4 protein-coding genes are annotated in these 4,557 nt (G+C 69.5%); all 4 read left to right on the top strand.

The annotated features are described in order from the left end of the window. Positions 1-50 precede the first annotated feature (50 nt). The gene (locus tag ACOV8S_RS15490; protein ID WP_448318871.1) at positions 51-1,628 is read left to right on the top strand and encodes a peptide ABC transporter substrate-binding protein; all 1,578 of its coding nucleotides are present in this window, start codon (positions 51-53) and stop codon (positions 1,626-1,628) included. 49 nt (positions 1,629-1,677) lie between these two features. After that, positions 1,678-2,601 (top strand): ABC transporter permease, encoded by a 924-nt coding sequence (locus ACOV8S_RS15485; protein WP_351114776.1) that lies wholly within the window; start codon positions 1,678-1,680, stop codon positions 2,599-2,601. After that, on the top strand, positions 2,594-3,622 hold the full coding sequence (locus ACOV8S_RS15480; RefSeq protein WP_448318403.1) for an ABC transporter permease: 1,029 nt from the start codon (positions 2,594-2,596) through the stop codon (positions 3,620-3,622). Before ACOV8S_RS15485 ends, ACOV8S_RS15480 begins: the two co-directional genes overlap by 8 nt. An 8-nt stretch (positions 3,623-3,630) precedes the next feature. Beyond that, positions 3,631-4,557 (top strand): ABC transporter ATP-binding protein (locus ACOV8S_RS15475; RefSeq protein ID WP_448318402.1); only part of this gene is annotated, 927 nt, incomplete at its 3' end.

Genomic DNA, 4,557 nt, shown 5'->3' with positions numbered 1-4,557 from the left:
CCCCAGGAGGAGCTGAGGACCCCGCCCTCGTCCCCGCCGCCACCGCGGTCGTGCTGCTCGCCGCGGCCTGCGGCGGCGGAGGCGGTGGCGGCGGGGACGAGGGCGGGGTCCTCAGCTCCTCCTGGGGCGACCCGCAGAACCCGCTGGAGCCGGCCAACACCAACGAGGTGCAGGGCGGCAAGGTCCTCGACATGATCTTCAGGAACCTGAAGAAGTACGACCCGAAGACCGGCGCGGCCCAGGACATGCTCGCCGAGAAGATCGAGACCTCCGACTCCCAGAACTTCCGCATCACGGTCAAGGACGGCTGGAAGTTCAGCAACGGCGAGGCGGTCACCGCCCGTTCGTTCGTGGACGCGTGGAACTACGGCGCGAGCCTGAAGAACAACCAGAAGAACGCCTACTTCTTCCAGTACATCGACGGCTACGACAAGACCCACCCGGAGAGCGGCTCGCAGAGCGCCGACACCCTCTCCGGCCTGAAGGTCGTCGACGACCGGACCTTCACCGTCAAGCTGTCCCAGAAGTTCTCCACCTTCCCGGACACCCTGGGCTACAACGCCTACGCCCCGCTGCCCCGCGCCTTCTTCGACGATCACGACGCCTGGATTGCCAAGCCGGTCGGCAACGGCCCGTACCAGGTCGACTCCTACGCCAAGGGCTCGCAGATGTCGCTGCGCGCCTGGGACGGCTACAACGGCCCGGACAAGGCGCAGAACGGCGGGGTCGACCTCAAGGTCTACACGGACAACGCCACCGCCTACAACGACCTGATGTCCGGCAACCTCGACCTGGTCGACGACATCCCGGCCAGCCAGCTGAAGAACGCGCCCAACGACCTCGGCGACCGGTACATCAACACCCCCGCGGGCATCCTCCAGACCCTGGCCTTCCCCTTCTACGACAAGGCGTGGAACAGGCCGGGCATGGAGAAGGTCCGCAAGGGCCTGTCCATGGCGATCGACCGCAAGCAGATCACCGAGACCATCTTCCAGAAGACCCGCACCCCGGCCACCGACTGGACCTCCCCGGTCCTCGGCGAGGAGGGCGGCTACCGCGAGGGTCTGTGCGGCGACGGCTGCGAGTACAAGCCGCAGGACGCCAAGCAGCTCATCGAGGAGGGCGGTGGCCTGCCCGGCGGCCAGGTCAAGATCACTTTCAACGCGGACACCGGCTCCCACCGGGACTGGGTCGAGGCGGTCTGCAACAGCATCAACCGCGCCCTGGGCCAGGGGAAGGCGTGCGTCCCCAACCCGGTCGGCACCTTCGCCGACTACCGCAACCAGATCGGCGACGAGAAGATGCCCGGCCCCTTCCGGGCCGGTTGGCAGATGGACTACCCGCTGATCCAGAACTTCCTCCAGCCGCTCTACTACACCAACGCCTCGTCCAACGACGGCAAGTGGTCCAACCAGCAGTTCGACGACCTGGTCGACGAGGCCAACGCCGAGTCGGACACCACGAAGGCGGTGGACACCTTCGTCAAGGCCGAGGAGGTGGTCCGCGACGAGATGGCCGCCATCCCGCTCTGGTACCAGAACGGCTCCGCCGGCTACTCGGAGCGGCTCTCCGACGTCGCCCTGAACCCCTTCAGCGTCCCGGTGTACGACCGGATCAAGGTCAGCTGACCCGGAAGGCCGCCGTGAGGCCGGCACCGCACCGAGGCCGGGAGGCACCATGGGACGCTATGTGATCCGGCGTCTGCTGCAGATGATCCCCGTGTTCGTGGGGGCGACACTGCTGATCTTCCTGATGGTCAACGTCATGGGCGACCCGATCGCCGGGCTCTGCGGCGACCGCGCCTGCGACCCGGCGACGGCAGCCCGGCTCAAGGCGGAGTTCGGCCTCGACCAGCCCGTCTGGAAGCAGTACCTCACCTACATGGGCAACGTGCTCACCGGCGACTTCGGGACCGCCTTCAACGGCCAGAAGGTCACCGAACTGATGGCCACCGCCTTCCCGGTGACCATCCGGCTGACCCTGGTGGCGATCCTCTTCGAGATCGTCATCGGCATCGCCCTCGGCGTGGTCACCGGCATGCGCCGCGGGCGGCCGGTCGACACCGGGGTGCTGGTCGCCACCCTGGTCGTGATCTCCGTGCCCACCTTCGTCACGGGCCTGCTGCTCCAGCTGCTGCTGGGCGTGAAGTGGGGCTGGATCAATCCGTCGGTCTCCTCCGACGCCACCTTCGGCGAGCTGATCGTCCCCGGCCTGGTGCTGGCCTCGGTGTCGCTGGCCTACGTCACCCGGCTGACCCGGACCTCCATCGCCGAGAACCGCCGCTCCGACTACGTCCGCACGGCCGTCGCCAAGGGGCTCCCGCGCCGCCGGGTGGTCTCGCGCCACCTGCTGCGCAACTCGCTGATCCCGGTGGTCACCTTCATCGGCACCGACGTCGGCGCGCTGATGGGCGGCGCCATCGTCACCGAACGGATCTTCAACATCCACGGGGTCGGCTACCAGCTCTACCAGGGCATCCTCCGGCAGAACACCCAGACGGTGGTCGGCTTCGTGACGGTGCTGGTGCTGGTCTTCCTGGCGGCGAACCTGATCGTCGACCTCCTGTACGCCGTTCTCGACCCGAGGATCCGCTATGCCTGAGCCCCGGCCGAACTCCGACCCCGGCGAACTGGAGGGCGGGCACTCCAAGGACCGCGTCGGCCCCGAGGACGGGGCCATCGCCGGGACGGGCTTCGGCGGCTCCATGGACCTGGCCGCCGACGAGGGCCGGGCGCTGGAGCGGGACCCCGAGCACGACGGCGCCGGGCCCGCCGACCGGCCCCGCTCCCTGTGGTCGGACGCCTGGCGGGACCTGCGCCGCAACCCGGTCTTCGTGATCTCCGCGCTGCTGATCCTGTTCCTGGTCGTCATCGCGATCTGGCCCGGCCTGCTGACCTCCGGCGATCCGCTCGACTGCGACCTCGCCAAGGCCCAGCAGGGATCCCAGCCCGGCCACCCCTTCGGCTTCAACGCCCAGGGCTGCGACGTGTACACCCGCACCGTCTACGGCGCCCGCACCTCGGTCACCGTCGGCGTCTGCGCCACCCTCGGCGTCGCGCTGCTCGGCAGCGTCCTGGGCGGTCTCGCCGGCTTCTTCAGCGGGGTCTGGGACGCACTGCTCTCCCGGCTCACCGACGTCTTCTTCGCCATCCCCGTGGTGCTGGGCGGCCTGGTGCTGCTGTCGGTGGTCACCAGCAACACCGTCTGGCCGGTCATCGGCTTCATGGTGCTGCTGGGCTGGCCGCAGATCTCCCGCATCGCCCGCGGCTCGGTCATCACCGCCCGGCAGCACGACTACGTGCAGGCGGCCCGGGCGCTCGGCGCGTCCAGCCCTCGGATGCTGCTGCGGCACATCGCGCCCAACGCCGTCGCCCCGGTGATCGTGGTCGCCACCATCGCGCTCGGCACCTACATCGCCCTGGAGGCCACGCTGTCCTTCCTGGGCGTCGGCCTGAGGCCGCCCACGGTCAGCTGGGGCATCGACATCTCCTCCGCCTCCCCGTACATCCGCAACGCCCCGCACATGCTGCTCTGGCCGGCCGGCGCGCTGGCGATCACGGTGCTCGCGTTCATCATGCTCGGCGACGCGGTCCGCGACGCCCTCGACCCGAAGCTGAGGTGAGCCGCGCCATGCTGCTCGAGGTCCGCGACCTGCGCGTGGAGTTCGCCACCCGCGAAGGCGTCGCCAAGGCGGTCAACGGGGTCAGCTACTCGGTCGCGGAGGGGGAGACGCTCGCCGTGCTCGGCGAGTCGGGCTCCGGCAAGTCCGTCACCGCTCAGGCGATCATGGGCATCCTCGACATGCCGCCCGGCCGGATCACCGGCGGCGAGATCCTCTTCCAGGGACGCGACCTGCTGCGCCTCAAGGAGGAGGAACGGCGGGGCATCCGCGGCGCGGAGATGGCGATGATCTTCCAGGACGCGCTCTCCTCCCTCAACCCCGTGCTCACCGTGGGGGACCAGCTGGGCGAGATGTTCGTCGTCCACCGCGGCATGTCGAAGAAGGACGCCCGCGCCAGGGCGGTCGAGCTGATGGACCGGGTCCGCATCCCGGCCGCCGCCCAGCGGGTGCGGGACTACCCGCACCAGTTCTCCGGCGGCATGCGCCAGCGCATCATGATCGCCATGGCGCTGGCCCTCGAACCGGCGCTGATCATCGCCGACGAGCCCACCACCGCGCTGGACGTGACGGTCCAGGCGCAGGTCATGGACCTGCTCGCCGAGCTGCAGCGCGAGTACCGGATGGGCCTCATCCTCATCACCCACGACCTCGGCGTGGTCGCCGACGTCGCCGACAAGATCGCCGTGATGTACGCCGGCCGGATCGTCGAGACGGCCCCGGTGCACGACCTGTACAAGGCGCCCGCCCACCCCTACACCCGGGGCCTGCTGGACTCCATCCCGCGCCTGGACCACAAGGGCCGCGAGCTGTACGCGATCAAGGGGTTGCCGCCCAGCCTCACCGCCATTCCGTCCGGGTGCCCCTTCCACCCACGCTGCCCGATGGTCCAGGACGTCTGCCGCACCGACGTGCCCCCGCTGTACGCGGTGGAACCG

It is taken from the genome of Streptomyces sp. CO7 (assembly GCF_053474865.1).
The sequence above is the reverse complement of the archived record's forward strand: the minus strand, read 5'-3'. Positions and strand labels throughout refer to the sequence as shown.